22 protein-coding genes are annotated in these 20,833 nt (G+C 75.3%); 11 read left to right on the top strand and 11 right to left on the bottom strand.

Annotation, left to right across the window (positions count from 1 at the left end; translation table 11 throughout):
* Window positions 1-32 precede the first annotated feature (32 nt).
* Entirely contained in the window at window positions 33-1,259 is a 1,227-nt protein-coding gene (locus tag E4623_RS10795; protein WP_245155022.1) for an MFS transporter, read from the top strand.
* On the opposite strand, the gene E4623_RS10790 is transcribed toward E4623_RS10795, so the two are convergent.
* Window positions 1,256-1,846: a hypothetical protein gene (locus tag E4623_RS10790; RefSeq protein WP_134766561.1), complete on the bottom strand. Its 591-nt coding sequence runs from the start codon at window positions 1,844-1,846 to the stop codon at window positions 1,256-1,258. The genes E4623_RS10795 and E4623_RS10790 overlap by 4 nt on opposite strands.
* Window positions 1,847-2,073: 227 nt before the next feature.
* Between E4623_RS10790 and E4623_RS10785 the strand changes: the two genes are divergently transcribed.
* Entirely contained in the window at window positions 2,074-2,526 is a 453-nt protein-coding gene (locus E4623_RS10785; RefSeq protein ID WP_134766560.1) for a hypothetical protein, read from the top strand.
* Between the two features lie 230 nt (window positions 2,527-2,756).
* On the opposite strand, the gene E4623_RS10780 is transcribed toward E4623_RS10785, so the two are convergent.
* Window positions 2,757-3,755 carry an AraC family transcriptional regulator gene (locus E4623_RS10780; protein WP_134766559.1) on the bottom strand — a complete coding sequence of 333 codons (999 nt, stop codon included), beginning with the start codon at window positions 3,753-3,755 and terminating at the stop codon, window positions 2,757-2,759.
* A gap of 82 nt (window positions 3,756-3,837) precedes the next feature.
* On the opposite strand from E4623_RS10780, the gene E4623_RS10775 reads away from it, so the two are divergent.
* From E4623_RS10775 to E4623_RS10765, 3 genes are all read left to right on the top strand, one after another.
* On the top strand, window positions 3,838-4,308 hold the full coding sequence (locus E4623_RS10775; protein ID WP_134766558.1) for an anthrone oxygenase family protein: 471 nt from the start codon (window positions 3,838-3,840) through the stop codon (window positions 4,306-4,308).
* 65 nt (window positions 4,309-4,373) lie between these two features.
* Window positions 4,374-4,937, top strand: a complete 564-nt coding sequence (locus tag E4623_RS10770) for a TIGR03086 family metal-binding protein (RefSeq protein ID WP_245155021.1) — start codon at window positions 4,374-4,376, stop codon at window positions 4,935-4,937.
* On the top strand, window positions 4,934-5,371 hold the full coding sequence (locus tag E4623_RS10765; protein ID WP_134766556.1) for a GNAT family N-acetyltransferase: 438 nt from the start codon (window positions 4,934-4,936) through the stop codon (window positions 5,369-5,371). The genes E4623_RS10770 and E4623_RS10765 overlap by 4 nt, the downstream gene beginning before the upstream one ends.
* Before the next feature lie 23 nt (window positions 5,372-5,394).
* Here E4623_RS10765 and E4623_RS10760 read toward each other — a convergent pair whose 3' ends face one another.
* From E4623_RS10760 to E4623_RS10735, 7 genes are all read right to left on the bottom strand, one after another.
* Window positions 5,395-6,804, bottom strand: a complete 1,410-nt coding sequence (locus tag E4623_RS10760) for a cytochrome P450 (protein ID WP_245155020.1) — start codon at window positions 6,802-6,804, stop codon at window positions 5,395-5,397.
* A 23-nt stretch (window positions 6,805-6,827) separates the two neighbouring features.
* Window positions 6,828-7,601 carry a sucrase ferredoxin gene (locus E4623_RS10755; protein WP_209020630.1) on the bottom strand — a complete coding sequence of 258 codons (774 nt, stop codon included), beginning with the start codon at window positions 7,599-7,601 and terminating at the stop codon, window positions 6,828-6,830.
* A gap of 98 nt (window positions 7,602-7,699) precedes the next feature.
* Window positions 7,700-10,654 (bottom strand): helix-turn-helix transcriptional regulator, encoded by a 2,955-nt coding sequence (locus tag E4623_RS10750; RefSeq protein WP_167736575.1) that lies wholly within the window; start codon window positions 10,652-10,654, stop codon window positions 7,700-7,702.
* A gap of 32 nt (window positions 10,655-10,686) precedes the next feature.
* A complete protein-coding gene (locus tag E4623_RS22600) occupies window positions 10,687-10,836 on the bottom strand; it encodes a hypothetical protein (RefSeq protein ID WP_167736574.1) in 150 nt (49 codons plus the stop codon).
* A 303-nt stretch (window positions 10,837-11,139) separates the two neighbouring features.
* Window positions 11,140-12,300, bottom strand: coding sequence for an imidazolonepropionase (gene hutI, locus E4623_RS10745; RefSeq protein ID WP_134766554.1), 1,161 nt, complete (start codon window positions 12,298-12,300; stop codon window positions 11,140-11,142).
* Complete coding sequence (locus tag E4623_RS10740) at window positions 12,297-13,598, bottom strand: formimidoylglutamate deiminase (RefSeq protein ID WP_134766553.1); 1,302 nt, start codon at window positions 13,596-13,598, stop codon at window positions 12,297-12,299. The genes hutI and E4623_RS10740 overlap by 4 nt, the downstream gene beginning before the upstream one ends.
* Window positions 13,595-14,875 (bottom strand): allantoate amidohydrolase, encoded by a 1,281-nt coding sequence (locus tag E4623_RS10735; protein ID WP_348537290.1) that lies wholly within the window; start codon window positions 14,873-14,875, stop codon window positions 13,595-13,597. The genes E4623_RS10740 and E4623_RS10735 overlap by 4 nt, the downstream gene beginning before the upstream one ends.
* Window positions 14,876-14,898: 23 nt before the next feature.
* Between E4623_RS10735 and E4623_RS10730 the strand changes: the two genes are divergently transcribed.
* Complete coding sequence (locus E4623_RS10730; protein WP_134766552.1) at window positions 14,899-15,504, top strand: nitroreductase family protein; 606 nt, start codon at window positions 14,899-14,901, stop codon at window positions 15,502-15,504.
* Between the two features lie 19 nt (window positions 15,505-15,523).
* Here the strand turns inward: E4623_RS10730 and E4623_RS10725 are convergent, their stop codons facing one another.
* Complete coding sequence (locus E4623_RS10725) at window positions 15,524-16,288, bottom strand: dienelactone hydrolase family protein (RefSeq protein WP_134766551.1); 765 nt, start codon at window positions 16,286-16,288, stop codon at window positions 15,524-15,526.
* 139 nt (window positions 16,289-16,427) lie between these two features.
* Between E4623_RS10725 and E4623_RS10720 the strand changes: the two genes are divergently transcribed.
* From E4623_RS10720 to E4623_RS10705, 4 genes are all read left to right on the top strand, one after another.
* On the top strand, window positions 16,428-16,976 hold the full coding sequence (locus E4623_RS10720) for a DUF1992 domain-containing protein (protein ID WP_245155019.1): 549 nt from the start codon (window positions 16,428-16,430) through the stop codon (window positions 16,974-16,976).
* A gap of 118 nt (window positions 16,977-17,094) precedes the next feature.
* On the top strand, window positions 17,095-18,201 hold the full coding sequence (locus tag E4623_RS10715) for a CoA ester lyase (protein ID WP_134766550.1): 1,107 nt from the start codon (window positions 17,095-17,097) through the stop codon (window positions 18,199-18,201).
* Between the two features lies 1 nt (window position 18,202).
* Window positions 18,203-19,069 carry a CoA ester lyase gene (locus E4623_RS10710; protein WP_134766549.1) on the top strand — a complete coding sequence of 289 codons (867 nt, stop codon included), beginning with the start codon at window positions 18,203-18,205 and terminating at the stop codon, window positions 19,067-19,069.
* A gap of 165 nt (window positions 19,070-19,234) precedes the next feature.
* Window positions 19,235-19,615, top strand: a complete 381-nt coding sequence (locus E4623_RS10705; RefSeq protein WP_134766548.1) for a hypothetical protein — start codon at window positions 19,235-19,237, stop codon at window positions 19,613-19,615.
* An 89-nt stretch (window positions 19,616-19,704) separates the two neighbouring features.
* On the opposite strand, the gene E4623_RS10700 is transcribed toward E4623_RS10705, so the two are convergent.
* Window positions 19,705-20,571, bottom strand: a complete 867-nt coding sequence (locus E4623_RS10700; protein ID WP_134766547.1) for a patatin-like phospholipase family protein — start codon at window positions 20,569-20,571, stop codon at window positions 19,705-19,707.
* 65 nt (window positions 20,572-20,636) lie between these two features.
* Between E4623_RS10700 and E4623_RS10695 the strand changes: the two genes are divergently transcribed.
* Window positions 20,637-20,828 carry a hypothetical protein gene (locus E4623_RS10695; protein WP_134766546.1) on the top strand — a complete coding sequence of 64 codons (192 nt, stop codon included), beginning with the start codon at window positions 20,637-20,639 and terminating at the stop codon, window positions 20,826-20,828.
* The last annotated feature ends 5 nt before the right edge of the window (window positions 20,829-20,833 follow it).

Raw genomic sequence — 20,833 nt, 5'->3', positions numbered from 1 at the left:
CGCACCGGCGTCCGTCACGCCAGAATGGCCCGGTGCCGTCCGCCGCGTCCTCGGAGTTCCGTCTCCGCGACATCGCGCTGACGGCGTACGGCCCGACGATCGTCAGCTCGACCGGCCACGGCGCGGTGATGCCGATCCTGGCGCTGCGGGCGCGCGACCTCGGCGCCGACGTCAGCACCGCGGCCGCCGTGGTCGCCCTGCTGGGTGTCGGGATGCTCGTCGCCTCCCTCCCCGCGGGCGCACTCGTGGCCCGGATCGGCGAACGCCGAGCCCTCGTGTACGCCGGGGTGGTCGACGCCGTCGCGATGGCCGTCGGCGCGCTGGCCGGGTCGGTCGCCGTCCTGGCGGTGGCGGTCGTGCTGAGCGGCATGACCTGGACGACGTTCCTCATGTCGCGCCAGGGCTACATGATCGACGTCGTCCCGTTCAGCCACCGCGCCCGGGCACTCTCGACGCTCGGCGGCTCGCACCGGGTCGGCGTCTTCCTCGGGCCGCTGCTCGGCGCCGGGCTGATCGTCGTCCTCGGCCTGTCGGCGGTGTTCTGGTTCGCCGCCGTCGCCGCGCTGGGCGCCGCCGCCCTGGCCCGCACGATGCCCGACCTGGGCGCCGAGCGCCGCCGGTCCCGCCGCGACACCGGGCAGCACCTCGGCGTGTGGGAGGTGCTGGCGCAGCACCGCCGCGTGCTGCTGACCCTCGGCACGGTCGTCGTGGTCATCTCGGCGTCCAGGTCGGTGCGCAACGGGCTGCTCCCCCTGTGGGCCGACCACGTGGGCATCTCCCCCAGCGCGACGTCGCTGATCTTCGCCCTGTCCGGCGCGATCGACATGGTGTTCTTCTACCCCGGCGGCTGGCTGATGGACCGCGTCGGGCGGACCGTCGTCGCCGTCCCGGTCGTCGCCACGGTCGCCGTCGCGACCCTCCTCCTCCCGCTCGCGACGACCACGGCGGCCGTCGCGGCGGCGTACGTGCTGATCGCGGTCGGCAACGGGCTCGGCTCCGGCATCGTGATGGTGCTCGGGGCGGACGCCGCCCCGGCCGACGGCCGCGCGCAGTTCCTCGGCGGGTGGCGGCTGTGCGGCGACGTCGGGCTGTCGGGCGGGCCCCTGGTCGTCAGCGCCGTCGCCGCCGTGGCGCCGCTCGCGACGGCGTGCGTCGTCATCGGGCTGCTCGGCGTCGCCGGCACGGCGTGGACCGGCTTCTGGGTCGGCCGCGAGGACCACCGCCGCCGGCTCGACGACGGCGTCAGTCGGCGGGCCTAGCCGACGGTGACGACGACCTCGTTGGACTCTACGTCGGCGTCGGGGTCGATCACGCGGAACCGGTTGTCGCCGATGTTGCCGGTGAGGACGAACGTCCCGAAGTCGCCGCTGTTGACGGTGGCGGTGATCGGGGACCCCGCGTCGGGGAACGGCGCCCAGCCGCCGCCGTCGAAGCGCTGCACGACGAGTGCCGTGCCGTCGCTTCCGTCGGGATAGGTGCCGCTGAGGTTGATCGTCTCCATCGCCCCGACCGACGACTGGCCGGCCTCGAGCGTGATGGTGCCGTCGGCGTCCGGGGTCTCGGAGAAGCTCGACGACGGCGTCGGCTTCTCGGGGACGTCGCGCAGGGTGACGTAGTCGGTCGGCGACACGTCGGTCTCGGTCGGGTCGGGCACCACCATCGTCTCGCGCGCCGTCGACTCCTCGGTGGCGATGGGGTCGTCGGACAGCCCGAGCGCCTTCGTCCCGACGAACACACCACCGGCGAGGACGCCGCCGACGACGGCGACCACGGCGATCATCGCGACCAGGCCCCACACGATGGGGTGGCCGTCGCGGACGGTCGGCTCGGGCTGGTCGTCGCTCACGTGGCCATTGTGAGCGAGCATCGCTCGGCGACCAAGCCGGAGGCCGGGCGTGGGACCGCTCGGCGACGCCGATCCCGGCTCACGACGTCATCGCGTGCCGCGGGACGGCTCCCCGACGCGGTCGGCGCCCGGGTCGGTGCGTCGGCCCGGGACCTCGGGCAGGCGGTCGTCCACAGGCGCCGGGGCGCCGGGTTTGTCCCCAGCCGCGCACCGAGCAGGGCTGCGGCATGACCACCACCGCACGCCCCGACCTGACCGTCGCCGTTCCCCGGACGTGGCGCCGGCGCTCCGATCCCGACCGCGGCGTCGTCGTCGCGGCCCGGTCGGTGCTGCTGCCCGCGAGCGGGTTCCGGCCCGACCTGACGCTGCGCGCCGGACCCGTGATGGAGCCGGACGCCGCCACGTGGCGCGCCGCTGCTCTCACCGGCCTCGCCGCCGTCCTCGTCGACTTCGCGCTCGAGGACGACGACGTCCACGACCTCGAGGGGCACGAGGTGGTCTACCACCGCTTCGCCCACCGGGTCGGCGCCGCCGACGTGCTCTGCGACCAGTGGTCCTGGCTGGTCGACGGGTACGGCGTCACCCTCACCTGCTCGGCGGCGCGCGAGGACCACCCCGACTACGGCGACCTCTTCGACGCCGTCGCCGCGACCGTCGAGCTCACCCCGAGGGCTGCCTGAGCGATGGCCCTCGCCCTCGACCCCGACGGGGTCCACGCGCTCGCCGACCGGCTGACGGCGGACGCGCTCGACCTCACCGACCTGCTGCCGGTGCCCCTGCCCGACACCGGCACGACCTGCGACCGGTCCGACGCCGGCCTCCGGACCCTCGTCGACCGGGCCGCGGCGCTGGCCGACCGGCGCCGCCCACGGCGTCCGGCTGGTGCTCACCACCGGCGAGCCCGAGGTGCTCACGTGGCAGCCGCCGACGCCAGGGGTGCTCGGGTTCCGGCGCATCGCCGACGGTGCTCCCGAGGAGACATGCCCCGCCGACGGGTGAACGCCGCACTCAGCGCGAACGGCGACCCGTAGCCCACCCGGTGCGCGACCGCGGCGAGGGTGAGGTCGGGGTCGAGCAGCAGGTCGGCGGCGAGGTCGAGGCGCCACTCGGTGAGGAACGTCATCGGCGGCTGCCCGACGAGGTCGTGGAAGCGCCGCGCGAACGCCGCGCGGGACAGCCCGGCGGTGGCGGCGAGCGCCGCCACGGTCCAGGGCCGCTCGGGGTGGTGCTGGGCGAGCCGGAGGGCCGGGCCGACCACGGGGTCGGCCTGCGCGGCGTACCAGCGCGGCGGTGCGGCGTCCGGCCGGGCGAACCAGGTGCGCAGCGCCGCGACCAGCAGCAGGTCGAGCAGCCGGTCGAGCACGGCCTGCTGTCCGGGGTCGTCGCGCAGGATCTCGGCTCCGAGGAGGTCGACGAGCGGGCTGTCCAGCTCGCCTGCCCCGAGGACGACGAGCCCCGGCAGCGCGTGCAGCAGCCGCCCACCCAGCTCGCCGTCGACGGCGTAGGCGCCCGTGAGGAGCACCGTCGCGCCCTCGGCGCTGTTGCCCCAGCTGCGCACGCCCTGGTGCATCTCCTCGTGCAGCTCGCGGCCGTCGGGCGTCCGGCAGACCTGGCCGGGGTGGATGACGGCCTGCACGTCGGTCGCGGGGTCGTCGGCGATGACGGCGTACGCCGCCCCGAGGTCCTGGCGGTCGGGGCGCAGGACGGCGACGTCGCCCGGCCCGAGCCGGACCGGCGCCCAGGTCGACGCCCCGGCCGGCAGCAGCCAGGAGTGGCCGCGCACGACCGCGGTCACCGACAGCGGGGCGTCGTCGGCCAGGCGCACCGACCACGGCGGGTCGAACAGGCAGCGGAGCAGGAAGGCCCCGCGGGCGCGGGGTCCGTCGAGGAGCGCGGCCAGACCGTCCATGTCCCGACACGCTAGACGATCACGCATGGGATCGGCACCCAGGAGCATGGATCGTCTCGACCACCCGTGGTGGGCTGGAGCCATGGCCGACTCCCTCGAGCACCTCCGGGTCCCGATCCTCCTCGCCGCCGTGGTCGCCAACGGGCTCCAGGCCGGCACCTACTACACCTGGGCGTCGGGGGTGATGCCCGGACTCGCCCGCACCGACGACCGCACGTTCGTCTCGACGATGCAGCACGCGAACGTCGCGATCGTGAACCCGGTCTTCCTCGCGACGTTCGTCGGCGCGCCCGCGCTCGCCGCCCTCGGCGTCGCGGCGACGTCGGGGTCGGCCCGCCCGTGGGCGATCGCCGGGTTGGCGCTCGCCGCCGCGACGGTCGTGGTCACCGTCGTCGGCAACGTGCCGCTCAACGACGCCCTCGCCGCGGCCGGCGACGCCGACCCGGCGGCCGCCCGGACGGCGTTCGAGGACCCCTGGGTGCGGTGGAACGTCGTCCGGACCGCCACCTCGACCGGCGCGCTCGGCGTCCTCGGCTGGGCGCTCTCGCGCTAGCCCGCCGCCTGGGCGCGCCCGGATCCCGGTCGATGGATCCGGCCCGGTCGGGCAGTCTGAGCACCGTGAACGACACCGACCCCGCCACCTTCCACCGCACCGTCGCGGCCGGCTTCACCGAGCGCGTCGAGGGAGCGGACCGCGCCGGCGCGTGGGACGCCCCCGCCCCCGTCGAGGGCTGGGCGGCTCGCGACGTCGTCCGGCACCTCGTCGAGTGGTTCCCGGGCTTCCTGCGCGGCGGCACCGGGATCGAGCTGCCGGCCGGCCCGTCGGTCGACGACGACCCCGTCGGGGCTTGGCGGAGCCAGGCGGACGCCGTCCAGGGCCTGCTCGACGACCCGGCGAGCGCCGACCTGGTGCTGAGCAACCCGCACGTCGGCGACGTCCCGCTGCCCGAGGCGGTCTCGCGGTTCTACACCGGCGACGTCTTCATGCACACCTGGGACCTGGCCCGCGCGACCGGCCAGTCCGAGGCGCTCGACGTCGACCTCTGCGCCTCGATGCTGGCGGCGATGGAACCCATGGACGAGCTGCTCCGCGCCAGCGGCCAGTACGGTCCGCGCGTGGTGGTCGCCGACGACGCCGACCCGGTCACCCGGCTGATGGCCTTTGTCGGACGCCGGCCGTGACGCTGCGCCGGGCGACCCGCGACGACGTCGCGACGATCGCCGCCTGGCACCCGATGGAGCCGGCCGGCGTCCTGGAGTGGTGGGACGACGACGAGGTGCTCCCCTGGGTGCTCGAGGTCGACGGGACGCCGTCGGCGTACGGCGAGCTGTGGCTGGACCCCGAGGAGGACGAGGTCGAGCTCGCCCGGCTGATCGTTCCGGAGCCGCTGCGCGGCCGCGGTCACGGCGGGCTGCTGACCCGCCTGCTCGTCGCCGAGGCCGCCTCGACCGGCCTGGCCACCACGATGCTCCGCACCACCGACGACAACCACGTCGCCATCGCCTGCTACCTCGCGAACGGCTTCACCCGGCTTCCCGCCGAGGAGGAGCGGGCCTGGAACCAGGGGCAGCGCCGCGCCTGGGTGTGGATGGTCCTGGCGTCTCCGCAGGGGTAGTCCCGGACCACCCCGGTCCGGGGCTACCGCGATCGGCGACGGACCCGGATCCGGGCGCCGCGCCGCGGGACGGAGGTGATGTTGCGGACCAGCGGGACGTCGTCGCCGTCGGCCTCGACGTCGAAGGCCTCGAAGACCTCGCGCAGCACGGCGACGCCCTCCATCAGCGAGAAGCCCGCGCCGATGCACCGTCGCACGCCGCCGCCGAAGGGGATCCAGGTGTTGGTGGGCGGGCTCTGCCCGAGGAACCGGTCGGGGCGGAACACCTCGGGGTCGGGGTGGTTGTCGTCGCGCTGGTGGCTGACGATGATCGACGGCGCGACGGTGGCGCCGGCCGGCAGGTCGTGGCCGGCGATCCTCGCCGGTGCCATCAGGGTGCGGACCACCATCGGGATCACCGGGTGCAGCCGCATCGACTCCTTGAGCACCGCCTCGAGCCAGGCGTCACGGTCGTGGTCGTCGGCCCCGGCGACGGCGCGGACCGTGCGCTCGTGCAGGTCGGGGTGGCGGCCGAGCTCGTAGAGCGCCCAGGCCAGCGCGGTCGCGGTCGTCTCGTGGCCGGCGAGCAGGAGCGTGACGAGCTGGTCGCGCAGCTCGAGGTCGCTGAGCCGGTCCTCGGGCGCCGCGTCGGCGCCCTGGCCGACCCGGACCAGGCGCGACAGGACGTCGGTGCGCTCGGCCAGGTCGGGGGCGGTGCGACGCTCGCGGATCTCGGCGTACATCAGCCGGTCGAGCTCGTACTGGTTGTCGACCACGCGCTTCCAGATGCCGAAGCGCTGCAGCCACGGGTAGCCCCAGCCGAGCAGCACGACCGGCGGGACGTCGACGGTGGCGTTGACCCGCGGACGGAGGGCGGCGAGGCGCTCCTCGTCGGTGACGCCGAACACGACGCGCAGGATGACCTCCAGGGTCAGCGCGTTCATCCGGTCGAGGCTGCGGAAGCTCGACCCGTCGCCCCAGCGGCCGACCTCGGCGCGCGCGAGGTCGGTGACCAGGTCGGCGTACTCCCGGAGCGCGTGGCCGTTGAACGCCGGCATCAGCAGCTTGCGGGCCCGCCGGTGGTCGACGGAGTCCTGGAGCAGCAGCGAGTGCCGGCCCATGATCGGCCCGAGGATCGCGTTGCCCTTGCCCGCGTGGAAGACCTCCGGGTCGCCCGCGAAGACCTCCTTGGCGTGCTCCGGACGGGTCACCATCACCAGCGGCCGGCCTCCCGGGATCAGCCGCACCGTGTAGACGTCGCCGTAGCGCCGGTGCAGCCAGGGGTGGAACCGGTGCCGGAACCGCATCAGTGCGACCGTCTGCACCAGTGCCGGCCACCGCGGACCGGGCGGCAGGGCGGCGTCCCTCGGCGGCGACGGGGTGCTGCCTCCGACCACGCGGGTGGCGCGGAACCGCGTCGCGGTGAGGGCGGCGACGTCGTCGAGGTCGGTCACGCGGTCAGCGTACTCGCGGGTAGTCAGCCCTCGCGGAGCGTCAGGACGGGCGCCGCCTTGGTCTTCAGGTTGGCGCACGACTGGCGCCGCGGCTCCCCCGGACGCTCGTCGACGGCCACCGTGACCTCGCCGGACGGCGTCGCGAGCGTCACCTCGTCGCCCTCGGTCGCGACCAGCCGGACGTCGCCGAGGCCGGTCCAGCCGTGCCGCCGGCGCAGCGTGAGGTCGGCGTACTGGGCCCGTGCCGGCCACCCGGCGCGGCCGCGCGCGTGGTCGAGCGGCATCCTCCCGGCGAGCAGCTCCTCGACGGCGAGGACGGCGGTCCCGGGGTCGAGCCGGCCGAGGACGACGCCGCTCGGGAACGCGACCAGGGTCGCGGCGAACCGGTGCCCCCCGAGGTGGGTGGTCTCCCACGTCGCGACCGGCCACCGGGCCGCGAGCGCCGCCGCGACCGGCCGGCCGCGCTCGGCGCAGCAGACGTCGCGGCGTCCGTGGGTGCAGACGAGGAGCAGCGGCTCGTCGCTGGCGTCGGGCAGCACCAGGCGACGCTCGAACGACCCCGCCCCGGCATCAGTGCGGACCGGACGGCGCACGAGCTGCACCCGCGCCCCCGCCGCCCGCCCGTCGTCGACCCCCGCCGTCACCGCCGAGGGCCACGGGCCGGCGTCCTCGAGCAGCAGCCAGGCCGCATCGGTCGGCGCGGTGCCGGCGATCGGCTCCCCGCCGGGGCCGCCGGGGCCGCCGGGGCCGTCGGGGCCGTCGTCCTCGCTGGCGCGCGAGCAGCGGAACGTCGTCACCTCACCATCCCACCAGACGCCGACCCGTCACCCATAGGTGACGGGTCACCGCGAGATCCTCGCTGACCCGTCACCCATAGGTGACGGGTCAGCGGGAGTCAGTCGAGGAGGCCGCGGCGGCGGGCGATCGCGGCGGCCTCGGTGCGGCCGGAGGCCTCGAGCTTGCCGAGGATGTTGGACACGTGCACCGAGACGGTCTTGGCGCTGATGAACAGCAGCTTGGCGATCTCGCCGTTGGACCGCCCCTGGGCGACGTGACCGAGGATCTCGCGCTCGCGCGCGGTGAGGGCGACGGTGGACGCCGGCTCGCGCACCGGCGCCGACCCGATCGCGCGCAGGGCGTCGAGCAGCGGCTGGGCGCCGAGCCGGTGCGCCGCCTCCCGCGCCAGGTCGCCGAGCTCGCGGGCGCCGGCGAGGTCGCCGGTCGAGCGCAGGATGGCGGCCAGACGCGTGCGGACGACGGCCAGCTCGTAGACGTGGCCGAACTCGGCGAACGCCGTCTCGGTCTCCCGCCAGGTCTCGACGAGCTCGTCGAGCCCGGGGGCGTCGATGCCGGCCATCCACCGCGCCCGCAGGGTCTCGGCGTCGAGGCGCTTCAACCACGCCTGCCCCTCGGGGCCCCAGTGACCCGACGGGTCGGTGTAGCGGTCGAGCACGACGTGGCCGTCGCTGTGCAGGCGCTCCACGTCGACGAGCAGCGCCTCGCGCTCGGTGTGGCTCCGCGTGGCCAGCGCGTCGGCGACGACGCCGAGCGCCACCGCTGCGAGCCGGATGCGCGCGCTGAACCACTCGCGCCAGATGCGGCTCAGCACCGCCACCGCCTCGTCGTACGACGCCAGCGCCGCGGCCGGCTCGTCGCGACGTCCGGCGGCGATCATCTCGATGGAGGCGGCGTGGATCCCGATGGCGCCCTCGCGGCGCCAGAACGGCCGGAGCCCGCCGACGCGGGCGCCGACGTCCTCGCCCCGCCGCTGCAGGATCTGCAGGCGCAGCACGGTGAGCATGGCGCGCGGGATCGGCGGCGGGAACGGTCCCTCGACCACGAACAGCTCGAGCGCCTCGTCCCAGCGGCCGCGCACGACCTCGATCCACGCCAGCTGCCAGCGTGCCTCGAACCCGTACGGCGCCCACGGCAGTCCCGCGTCGGTGGCCCGCTCGATGGCGCTCGCGAACCAGACCGCGGCCTCGTCGAACTCCGCCCAGTCCTGGTAGGAGCGGCCGAGCAGGAAGCGACCGCGCAGCTCGGCGTGGATGGCGTCCGCCTCGACCGCGCGCTGGATCGCCTCCTCCAGCGCCCCACGCAGCCCCTCCTTCGGACCGGCCTTCTTCAGTCCCGACAGCGTGGTGATCGCGTCGGAGGCGAGCTCGCGCAGGTCGAGCCGCTCGGCGAGGTCGAGCGCGTCGACGCCGACGGCGCGGGCCTCCTCGTAGCGGCCGTAGCCCGACAGGATCCGGGCGTGCACGGTCAGGACGACGGCGCGCAGCCGGCTGCCGTCGTCGGGCACCAGGGCGACGGCCTCGGCCGAGATCTCGTGGGAGCGCTCGTGGTCGTCCTCGGTGAGGAAGACCGCGTTGGCGAGCGCCGCGAGCATCCGCGCTCGCCGGGTGGCGGGGGCGTCGGCCGGCAGGAGGTCGAGCTGCTCCCGGATGACGCCGGCGGCGCGCTCGGGATCGCCCGAGGCGATGAGGGCGTCGGCCGCGCGGACGACGAGCTTGGCCAGGTCGACCCCGTGGTCGCCGAGGTCGGACTCGGCGCCCTGGGCGGTCGCGCTGCTGAGGATCTCCAGCGCCTGCTGGTAGTGGTAGGCCGCCTCGTCTGGCCCCCCGACCTCGATCGCCTCGTTGCCGGCGCGGACGCTGGCCTGCAGCGCGGTCGTCTTGTCCATCGCGAGACGGGCGTGGCGGGCCAGCTCGGCGGCGGTGCCGCGGGCCGAGCCCTGGCTCAGCGCGGCGACGTAGCGGGCGTGCAGGCGGGCGCGCTCGCCGGGCAGCAGGTCGTCGTACACGGCCTCGCCGAGGAGCGCGTGCCGGAAGGCGTAGGCGCCGCGGTCGGCGACCAGGACGTTCATCTCCACGGCGCCGCGCAGGCCGCGCTCGAGGGCGTCGGTGCCGAGCTCGGAGGTTGCCTCGAGCATCTCGTGGCTGATCCGGCGGCCGCTGGCGCTGGCGGTGCGGACGACCGCGCGCGCCTCGTCGTCGAGCCTGTCGAGGCGCACCAGCAGGACGTCGGCGAGGTCGGCCGGGATCACGCTGCCCGGGTCGGCGGCGGCGCTGACGAGCTCCTCGACGAAGAACGCGTTGCCCTCGGCGCGCGCCACGACGTCGGCCAGCTCGGCCTCGGGGAGCCCGCCCGGCACGAGCTGCAGGACGAGCGAGCGGACGGCGGCGTCGTCGAGCGGCGAGAGGTTGATCCGCTCGACCCCGCGCAGCCGCGACCACTCGGCGACCTGACGACGCAGCGGGTGACGGCGGTGCAGGTCGTCGGAGCGGTACGACGCGACCACGGCGAACCCGTCGGAGTCGAGCCGGGAGAGGAGGAAGCTCAGCATGTCGCGGGTCGACTGGTCGGCCCAGTGGGTGTCCTCGATGACCAGCAGCAGCGGGGCCCGGCGCGCGGCGGCCTGGAGGACGGCCAGCATCGCGCGGAAGAGGTCGGCGCGGTCGAGGGCGGAGGCCTCGGCGTCGACGGGGTCGGAGTCGGCCATCTGGCGGCGCACGGGCTGCAGCCGGGCCAGGGCCGGGTGGGTGGCCGCCACCTCGGCGGCGACCTCGGGGAGCTCGGTGGTGATCCGACCGAGCACCTCGGAGAAGGGGAGGTAGGGCAGTGCGCTGTCGCCGAAGTCGAGGCAGTGCCCGGCGTACACCTGCCAGCCCTCGTCGAAGGCGAGGTCGCGCAGCGCGCGGAGCAGGCGGGTCTTGCCGACACCCGCGTCGCCCGAGAGCAGCACGTCGACCAGCCGGTCGGCCGGTCGAGAAGGACGGACGCCGAGCGACGCGGCTATCTCCGCGAGCTCGGCGTCTCGTCCCACCATCGTGCTGGACTGGATCGCCACGGGCTCCATACTGGGCTACCGCTGTGCCGCGGTCAGCCGACGCGCCCGTTGATCTCCTCGCGGGCACCGACGAACGGCACCCGGGTGCGGTCGGCGTTGCGGCGGCGCTTCACCGGGCGGCCCTTGCTGAGCCGCTCGCGGCGGTAGTCGACCTCGGCCTGGATCGTCATGCGGTCGAACATGAGGTGCTCCTCTACCTCAGTGCCGACCTGGTGTCGGCGACGTAGGACGAGACTCGCTCCCTGAGGTAGGCGCGCACATCGGGCAACCTCCTTATCCCTGCCGGGGCGCTACCTCAGAGCGGGGTGACCGGGCTCATAGCCGGTCGCCGCGGGCGTCCCGGTGGACCGCTCCGCGACCGCGGCGTCGGTCTCGCGCCCGACCGCCCCCACGCGTGCAATTGCTGCTCGTGGCTCGATCCGGAGCGCGAGAACCGAGCCGACGTCGGCAATTGCACGCGTGGGGCCACCACCCGAGCCCGTTTATCACCCCAGTGGCCGACCGCCCAGCCAGGTGCTGGTGACCAGGGGGACGCCGGGCCGGTAGGCGAGGTGGCGGTGGCTGGGGGCGTCGAGGACGAAGAGGTCGGCGCGGGCGCCGGGCGTCAGGTGGCCGACGTCGTCGCGGTCGAGGGCGCGGGCACCGCCGGCGGTGGCCGCGTGGACGGCCTCGGCGGGCGTCATGCCCATCTCGCGGACCGCGAGCGCGACGCAGAAGGGCAGGCTGCTGGTGAAGCAGGATCCCGGGTTGCAGTCGCTGGCCAGGGCGACGTGGACGCCGGCGTCGAGCAGGCGGCGGGCGTCCGGGTAGGGCTGGCGGGTGGAGAACTCGACGCCGGGCAGCAGGGTCGCGACGGTGCCGCTGTCGGCGAGGGCGGCGACGTCGGCGTCCGCGAGGTAGGTGCAGTGGTCCACGGCGGCCAGGCCGAGCTCGCAGGCCAGCCGCACGCCGGGGCCCTGGGTGAGCTGGTTGGCGTGCAGCCGGCCGCGCAGGCCGACGGCGGCGCCGGCGGCGAGGACGGCGCGGGCCTGGTCGACGTCGAAGGCGCCGCGCTCGCAGAAGACGTCGATCCACCGGGCGTACGGCGCGGCGGCGTCCAGCATCGGGCCGGTGACGAGCTCGACGTAGGCGTCGGGGTCGGCGTCCGCCGGGACGACGTGCGCCCCGAGGAACGTCGTCTCCTCGGTGAACTGGCGTGCGACGGCGAGGCTGCGCGCCTCGTCGTGCACCGAGAGCCCGTAGCCGCTCTTGATCTCGACGGTCGTGGTGCCCTGGCGGCGCATCTCGGCGACCAGCCGCCCGACGTGGGCGGTGAGCTGCTCGTCGGTGGCCGCCCGGGTGGCGGCGACCGTGGTGCGGATGCCGCCCGCGGCGTACGGCGTCCCGGTCATCCGGGCCTCGAACTCCGCCGCCCGGTCGCCGGCGAAGACCAGGTGGGAGTGGGAGTCGACCCAGCCGGGCAGGACGGCGCGGCCGCCGACGTCGACCGCGGTGTCGGCGGCCGGGGCGTCGGCGGCGCGGCCGACCCAGGCGATCCTGGTCCCCTCGACGACGAGGGCGGCGCGCTCGACCGCGCCGAGCAGGTCGGGTGCGGCCGGGTCGTTGGTGACGAGCTCGGCGATGCCGGTGATCAGGGTGCTGGTCATGGCAGGAGGCTCCTGATGGTGCGGTCGAGGTCGCGGCCGACGGCCTCGCGGTCGAGGTCGAGCAGGACGCCGTCCGCGACGACCGAGACGACGTCGGCGGCGCCGGCGGCCCAGACGACGGTGTGCTCGTCGGCGCCGGTGCCGGCGGTCCGGACGCTGGTGGTGTCGAGGGTGACGAGGTCGGCGCGCTGCCCGACGGCGAGGGCACCGGCGTCCGCGAACCCGAGGCTGGCGTGGCCGGTGACCGTCGCGGCGGCGAGCAGGTCGGCCGTCGTCCAGGTGCCGCGGCGACGCGACGCGAGCCGCTCGTCGAGCTCGACGGCGCGCATCTCCTCGAACGGGTCGATCACGGCGTGGCTGTCGGAGCCGAGGGTGAGCCGGGCCCCGGCGTCGCGGAGCTCGCGGCTCGGGCCGACGCCGTCGCCGAGGTCGCGCTCGGTCGTGGGGCAGAAGCAGACGTGGGTGCGGGTGCTGCCCAGGAGGTCGACGTCCTCGTCGGTGAGGTGGGTGGCGTGGACGACGGTCGTGCGGGGCCCGAGGACGCCGTGGTCGGCGAGCAGCCGGGTGGGGGTGGCGCCGTAGACGGCGAGGCAGTCCTCGTTCTCCTGCGGCTGCTCGCTCAGGTGCACGTGCAGCGGGTCGGCGGCGTGGCGGGCCATGTCGTGCGGCGCGACGGCCCGCACCGAGTGGAACGCACCCCCGACGTGGACGTGGCCGCCCTCCGGCTCGAACCGGGCGAGCCGCTCGGCCCAGCGGTCGACGTCGCCGTCGCAGTAGCGCCGCTGCACGCCCTCCACCGGAGCCCCGAACCCGCTGCTGAGGTAGCAGGTGTCGAGCAGGCTCAGCCGGACGCCCGCGGCGCGCGCGGCCTCGACGAGGGCGTGACCCATCGCGTTGGGGTCGTCGTACGGCGTCCCGTCGGGCTGGTGGTGCAGGTAGTGGAACTCCCCCACCGTCGTCGTCCCGGCCGCCGCCATCTCGCGGTAGACCGCGGTGGCGAGCGCGAGGTAGGAGTCGGGGTCGAGCCGCTCGGCGACGGCGTACATCTGCTCGCGCCAGGTCCAGAACGTGCCCCGCCCGCGCTGGGTGCGGCCGCGGAGGGCCCGGTGGAAGGCGTGGCTGTGGGCGTTCGCCAGGCCCGGGACCGTCACGCCGGCCAGCCGGACGGCGTCCGGCGACGTCGAGCCGGGGGTCACCGAGGTGAACCGCCGGTCCTCGATCTCGACCAGGACGTCGTCGCGGACCGCGCCGTCGACCCAGGCCCGCTCGAGGAGGTAGCTGCTCGTCGGGCTCGTCACCGGGCCAGCCGCTCGAGGGTGTCGGCGAGGGCGGTGACGCCGGCGAGGCAGTCGGCGGTGTCCGCGGACTCGGCCGGCGAGTGCGAGACGCCGGTGGGGTTGCGGACGAACAGCATCGCGGTCGGGATGCCGGCCGCCGACAGGATCCCGGCGTCGTGGCCGGCCTGCGACGCCAGCACCGGCCACCGCTCGTGCCCGGCCGGACCGAGGTGCAACGTGGTGTCGAAGCCGACGGACCCCGACACCGACTCGGGCGTGACGGTGACCGTGGTGCCGTCGCGGCCGGCGCGGTCGGCGGCCTGGCGCTCGACGGCGGCGACGAGGTCGGTCAGGGCGTCGTCCGACGAGGCGCGGGCGTCGAGCCACGCGGTGACGCGCGACGCGACGGCGTTCGTGCCGTTGGGCGCGACCTCGATCCGCCCGAACGTCGCGCGCTGGCCCGCCAGCCGGGCCTGCTTGTTGGCGGCGAGCGCCGTCATCGCGTAGGTGAGCATCGGGTCGTGGCGGTCCTCCATGCGGGTGCTGCCGGCGTGGTTGGCCTCGCCGCCGAAGTCGAAGCGGTAGCGCCCGTGCGGCCAGATCTCGCCGGCCACCCCGACCGGCTCGCCGAGGTCGACGAGCCCGCGACCCTGCTCGACGTGCAGCTCGACGAACGCGCCGACGCCGTCCAGCAGCGTCGAGCGCTCCCCCGCCCCGGCGGACGTCGGGCCCGCGACGACGTCGCCCAGCGCGACGCCGTCACGGTCGCGGAGCCCGCGGACGTCGTCCCACGAGGTCGCGCCGACGGCCAGCCGCGACCCGAGGCAGGCCAGCCCGAACCGGGACCCCTCCTCCTCGACGAACACCGACACCCCGAGCGGACGCCCCGGCACGAACCCGCGACCCCGCAGCACGTCGAGCGCCGCCAGCGCCGACACGACCCCCAGCGGCCCGTCGTACGCACCCCCGTCGAGCACCGAGTCGAGGTGGCTGCCGGTGAGGACGGCGCCGCCCGGGTGCGGTAGTCCCGGCCGTTCGGGCCCTGGTCCGGGCCGATCCGGGGCCCGAACGGCCGGGACTACCGCGCCCGGCGGGTCCCACCACGCCGCGACGTTCCCGAACGGGTCGCGCTCGAGGCGGAGGTCGCGGGCGGCGCACTGCTCCTCGAACCACGCGGCCAGCTCCCGCTCGGCGGAGGCGAACGGCGAGCGGTGGTAGCCACCGGACGACGCCGCCCGGCCCACCGGGGCGAGGTCGGCCCACATCCGCTCGAAGTCGTCGGCGACACGGTCCGGCACGGGCGTCTCCCTAGGATCGGGGCATGGAGTTCCAGGACGTCGTGCGACGCCGCCGGATGGTGCGCAACTATGCCGACGAACCGGTCGACCCCGCCATCATCGACCGCGCCCTCGCGAACGCGACCCGAGCCCCCAACGCCGGCTTCAGCCAGGGGTGGGCGTTCGTCGTCCTCGACACCCCGGCCGACGTCGAGCGGTTCTGGCGGGCCAGCAGCGACGACGTCGACGACCCCGGCCCCTGGCTCGCCGGCATGATGCGCGCGCCGGTCGTGATCCTCCCGTGCAGCAGCAAGGCCGCCTACCTCGACCGCTACGCCGAGCCCGACAAGGGCTGGACCGACCGCGACGAGGCCCGCTGGCCCCTCCCGTTCTGGCACATGGACGCCGCCATGGCGTCCCTGCTGATCCTGCAGACCGTCACCGACGCCGGCCTCGGCGCGTGCTTCTTCGGCGTCGTCCCGGAGCGCGCGGACGACGTCCGCGAGGCCTTCGCGATCCCCGCCGACCACGACCCGGTCGGCGTCATCACCGTCGGCCACCCGCAGCCGGGCGGTGCGAAGGGCTCACCGAGTCGTCGCGAGCGGCGGCCCTGGCAGGAGTCCGTCCGTCGTGGGGGCTGGCCGCGCTGACGGGGCGTCCTCGGCCCCGTCAGGCCCCGGGTGACGAGCCGGGTCGCAGCGTCCGGGCGAGGAGGTCCTGCAGCGCGTCGAAGTGCCGCTCGGTCGCGCGCTCGTCGTACATCGCGGTGTCGGCCATCGAGTAGCCGTGCGGGGCGTCCGCGTACACCTCGTTGGTCGCCTCGAGCCCGTGCGCGGCGAGGGTCGCGCCCAGGGTCGCGACCGCCTCGGGCGGCATCGAGGCGTCCTGGTCGGCATGCCCGAACACGAAGGCGGCCCGCGCCGATCCGAGCCCGGCGTGCGGGCTGTCGGGCTCGTCGGTGACCAGACCGCCGCCGTGGAACCCGCCGCAGGCGGCGACGTCGTCGGGGTGCCCGGTCGCGGCCCGGACGGCGAGCCGGGCGCCCATGCAGTAGCCGGTCACCCCGATCGGTCCGTCGTCGACCTCGTCGAGACCGCGGAGGGCGGCGACGTACGCCGCGATGTCGGGCACCGCCAGGTCGGCGGTGAGCCGGCCCACGCGGGGCATGGCGGCGGCGAAGAACTCCTCGCGGGCACCCGGCTCGGTGAGGTCGCGGTGCGGCCCGACGGCGTCGACGTCGCCCTCGCGGTGGAAGACGTTGGGGGCCAGGACGACGTAGCCCCACGACGCGATCCGGTCGCACATCACCGCGATCCGGGGGCGGAGCCCGATCGCGTCCATGAAGAACAGCACGCCCGGGCCGGTGCCGGCCGGGGGCCGGGCGACGTGGGCCTGCGCGGTGCCGGCGGGGACGGCGATCTCGATCAGGGGCATGCCCCGACCGTAGGACGTCGGTCCTCACCCTCCCGGGCGCCGGCGGCGCCGGCGGTGGGAATCTCGCTCGCGCCGGGGCAGACTGGACGGGCGGGGAGGGATCACGTGCCTCGCGCGAGGAGCCCCGGAGGTCGATGTCGTGGACGACGAGCAGCACGAGCAGGTCGAGGGCCGCGACGTGCGCACGGGCGGGAGTGCGGCGGCCGCACGGATGGCCCAGCAACACCTGTGGGTCGACGAGCAGGTCCGGCGCGCGATGGAGCGCGGCGAGTTCGACGACCTGCCCGGCGCCGGCAAGCCGATCGGGGGCCTGGGCGGCGACCACGACCCCGACTGGTGGCTGAGGAAGCTCGTCGAGCGCGAGCGCATCGCCGTCGTGCCGATGTCGGTCCAGCTGCGCAAGGAGGACGCCGACCTCGACGACCGGCTCGACACGATCGCGTTCGAGGCCGAGGTACGCCGCGTCCTGGTCGACTTCAACGAGCGCGTAGTCGCCGCCCGCTACCGCGCACCCGAGGGCCCGCCCCTGGTGACGATGCCGCGCGACGTCGACGCGACCGTGGCGGCCTGGAGCGAGCGCCGCGAGGCCCGCCGCGCCGCCGCCGCCGCCCGGGCCGCGCGGACGACGTCCGAGGCTCGGCCGCGGCGCTGGTGGCGGCGGCGCCCGGGGTCCCCGGACGGCGCCTAGCGGCACCTGCCCGACCGCCGCGCCGGCCGTCGCGCCAGCCGTCGTGCCGGGCCGTCGTGGGCCGCAGGGAGAGATCGGTCATACCCCCGCACGGTGAACGACTGCTAACTTCCGCGACATGCCCGCCTCCCAGAGCGCCAAGGACTTCTTCCGACCGCTGGCGGTCGGGGCACCGACGCCGCTGACCGAGATCCCGTTCCGCCCGAGCCGGGCGATCCACTTCTTCGACCCGAGCAACGCGAAGATGGCCGGGAAGATCCCGGGCATGGTCGGCACCGTCGACGTGCTCCTCGGCAACCTCGAGGACGCCGTCAAGGCCGACAACAAGGTCGCCGCGCGCGAGGGCCTGGTGCGGATCGGCCAGGAGACCGAGGGCCTCGGCGCCGGCGGGCCCACGCAGCTCTGGACCCGCATCAACTCCCTCGACAGCCCGTGGGCGCTCGACGACCTCACCACGCTGGTCCCGGCGATCGGCGACCGGCTGGACGTCGTCATGGTGCCGAAGGTGCAGGGCGCCGAGGACATCCACTACGTCGACCGGCTGCTCGCCCAGCTCGAGGCGAAGGCCGGGCTCGACCGGCCGATCCTGGTGCACGCGATCCTGGAGACCGCACGCGGCGTGGCGAACGTCGAGGAGATCTGCGGCGCCTCGCCGCGCATGCAGGGCCTCTCCCTCGGCCCGGCCGACCTCGCCGCCGACCGCCGGATGAAGACCACCCGCGTCGGCGGCGGGCACCCCGGCTACCTGGTGCGCCAGGACCCGCCGATCGACGAGCTCGGCGTCGCCCAGGTCGAGGCGCCGCGCACGACGTACCAGCAGGACCTGTGGCACTACACGATCGCGCGGATGGTCGACGCGTGCGCGATGCACGGCATCTACCCCTACTACGGCCCGTTCGGCGACATCGCCGACACGGTGGCCTGCGAGGACCAGTTCCGCAACGCGTTCCTGCTCGGCTGCGTCGGCACGTGGAGCCTGCACCCGAAGCAGGTCGCGATCGCCCACCGGGTCTTCTCCCCCTCAGTCGAGGACGTCGCGCACGCGCGTCGCGTCGCCGCGGCGATGGGCGACGGCACCGGCGCGGTGATGCTCGACGGCAAGATGGAGGACGACGCCTCGCTCAAGCAGTGCCTGGTGATGGTCGACCTCGCCGAGCAGCTCGCGGCGATCGACCCCGAGCTGAAGGCGGCCTACGACGCCATCCCCAGCGGCGAGGGGGCCTGACATGGGCGACTTCACCCCCCTGCGCTCGGTCCTCTACATGCCCGGCTCCAACGCGCGGGCGCTCGAGAAGGCCACGTCGATCCCCTGCGACGCACTGATCCTCGACCTCGAGGACGCCGTCGCGCCCGACGCCAAGGCCGCCGCCCGCGACGCCGCGTGCGCGGCTGCGGCGTCCGGGGAGTACGGACGTCGTACCGTCACGATCCGGGTCAACGGGATCGGCACCGAGTGGCACGACGCCGACCTCGCGGCGGCCAGCGCCGCCGGGCCGGCCGCGGTCGTCGTCCCCAAGGTCGACAGCGCCGCCGCGGTGCAGGGGCTCGTCGCGGCGATGGAGGAGGCCGGCGCGCCCGACCACACGAAGCTGTGGGCGATGGTGGAGACCCCTGTCGCGATCCTCGACGCCCTGGCGATCGCGCGCGCCTCCGAGCGGCTCACGGTGCTGGTGCTGGGCACCAACGACCTCGTCAAGGAGCTGTACGCCGAGCACGTGCCCGGCCGCGCCCCGATCCTCCCCTCGTTGCACACCGCGCTGCTCGCGGCCCGCGCCGCCGGCATCGCGATCCTCGACGGCGTCTACAACGACGTGAAGGACACCGAGGGCTTCCTCGCCGAGTGCGACCAGGGCCGTCAGATGGGCTTCGACGGCAAGACCCTGATCCACCCCGGGCAGGTCGAGGGCGCCAACGCGGCGTTCGCGCCGTCCGCGCAGGCCGTCGAGGACGCCCGCGGCCTGATCGCCGCCTGGGACGCGGGCGCGGGCACGGGCGTCGTGACCTTCAACGGCCGGATGGTCGAGAACCTGCACGTCGAGTCCGCCCGCCGCACGCTCTCGATCGCCGAGGCGGTGGCGGCCCTCCAGGGCTGACGTCGGGATCGCCCGGCGTCGTACAACCACCTACACCGCACGCGCCACCGCGCTCCCGCCAGGCGTGGGACCGGCGCCCGACCGTCGTGCTGTACGTGCTTCTACGACGGACCCACCCGAGAGCCGCCTCGCGGACGCGGCGGGCTCCGGGTGGTCGAGGAGGCGGTGGGCAGCGGCCTGCCGGGTCTGGTGTTCACCTACGTCTGGGCGCTCGACGTCCCCGAGGACACGGCCGCGATCGAGCAGCTCGTCGCTCCGGTGCTCGAGGCCGGGGGACGGGTCGACTTCGTCGAGCTGTACGCCGACGTCGACACCCGCCTCGCGCGCGAGGGCACCCCGGCGCGGCTCGCGGCGAAGCCGTCCAAGCGCGACGTCGAGTGGCAGCGCGCACACCTGCTCGAGTGGGGTCGCGAGTACCGCCTCAGCACGGGCCCCGACCATCCGTTCCCCCTCGACGCGCCGCACCACCGCGTCGACAACACCGACCTCTCCCCCGCCGCGGCGGCCGAGGCGATCGTGGACCTGCTCGACCTCCCGCGCCGCTGACGCCACCCCGCGCGACCACCCGCCGGTCGGGGTGGCAGGTCACCGTGCGCCTGTCGCGAGGTGGGAACGCGACGAGCCGCGGAGGGACCTCAGTCCCAGAGCTCGCGGACGGCGGCGACGTGCGCCTTCGCCTGGGCGTAGCCGGCACGCGCCGACGGGGGCCGGGCCTCGGGGTCGAGCACGTTCTTGCCGATGGCGGCCACCGAGCCGGCGTCCGGGGTGATGACGAGGTGGCGCACGTCCATCCGGCCGAGGATCCGCGCGGCGCTGTGCATCGGACCGACCGACCGGTCGACCGGCGTCAGCGCGACCACCGCGTCGCAGCCGGCCGCGAGGTCGGCGTTGGACCCGGAGCGGACGCCGCCGTCGACGAAGGTGCGCGTGCCGATCCGGATCGGCGGGTAGACGCACGGCACCGCGCAGGACGCGTTGACGGCGTCCTCGAGCCGGACCTCGGGCGTCGAGCCGCGGGGCCCGAACGCCGCGAGCTCACCGGTCGCGACGTCGACCGCGGTGACGACGAGGTCGCGGTCGGGCCACTCGATGCCGCCGATGCGCTGGGCGACCTGGTCGTAGCGCTCCGCGACCGAGGGCGTGCGCCCCTGCGCGGACGCCGTCACGGCGGCCCGGCCGAGCACCCGGCCGAACCGCTCGAGGTCGCCGCGCGAGCGCAGCATCGCGCCCGCGAACCGCGCGACCACGCCGAGCCCGATCGAGGCGAGCGGCACCCCGCCGTCCCCGAGCTCGGCCGGCGGCAGCAGCTGGCGGCGGTAGAGCTCCTCGAGGGGGATGCTGCTGGTGACCTGGGCCCCGACGATCGAGCCCGCCGACGTGCCGATCACGCGGTCGGCGTCGGTCAGGTCGACGCCGGCCTCGGCGAGCCCCCACAGGAGCCCGGTCTCCCAGGCGATGCCCGTGATGCCGCCGCCGCCCAGGACCAGTCCTCGTGTCGTCACGCGGTCAGTGTGCCCGTGCCGCGGGCCCGACTCGTGCGAGCGTCCGCGGCTGGCAGGGTGGACGCATGGCAGAGGAGGACCAGGAGACCGCGAAGAAGCAGCAGGACGACCGCCTCGCGCTCGGCGTCGCCCTCGGCACGCCGCTGGGCGTCGTGCTGTCCCTGCTGCTCGACAGCTGGGCGATGCTCGGCGTCGGGATCGCGCTCGGCCTGGTCTGGGGCGCCCTGCCCAGCACGAAGGACAGGGACCCCAGGTGAACGCG

The sequence above is a fragment of the Nocardioides sp. 1609 genome (assembly GCF_004522105.1).
Classification (GTDB): Bacteria; Actinomycetota; Actinomycetes; order Propionibacteriales; family Nocardioidaceae; genus Nocardioides.
This window is presented reverse-complemented; position numbering and strand designations above follow the sequence as displayed.